Origin of the sequence: Acetomicrobium sp. S15 = DSM 107314, assembly GCF_016125955.1 — a bacterium.
Lineage (GTDB): Bacteria > Synergistota > Synergistia > Synergistales > Thermosynergistaceae > Thermosynergistes > Thermosynergistes pyruvativorans.
This window is the reverse complement of record NZ_JADEVE010000395.1, coordinates 1-329: the sequence shown is the minus strand read 5'-3', so window position 1 is coordinate 329 and position 329 is coordinate 1. Positions and strand designations below refer to the sequence as shown.

The following is a 329-nucleotide window of genomic DNA, read 5'->3' as shown; positions in this document are numbered from 1 at the left end:
TAATCGTTTAGGCATGAGGGCAATTCCTTCTATTAAAGCAGAAGGGGCCTGCTCTTCGGCTACCCTCGCCTTCAGGGAGGGCGTGTTAGCTGTAGCTAACGGTGTACACGAATTAGTCGTGGAGATAGACCCAAAGCTGCTTGCCGAAGAGCACATAGAGAGGAAAAAAGAGACTATCGATACTCCGGCACAAAAGATGGATAACAGCATTATCTTAACAATATATTCGAATAGGCAGGTGGGCATAATGCCGGCAGTTGCACGACTGGGAGATATATGCACGGGTCACGGCTGCTGGCCGCCGCGCCCCTCGATTGAAGGATCTCTGA

1 pseudogene is annotated in these 329 nt (G+C 50.5%); it reads left to right on the top strand.

Features of this window, described 5'->3' with window-relative positions:
* Positions 1–329: pseudogene (locus EZM41_RS11930) on the top strand (hypothetical protein); the annotation flags it as partial.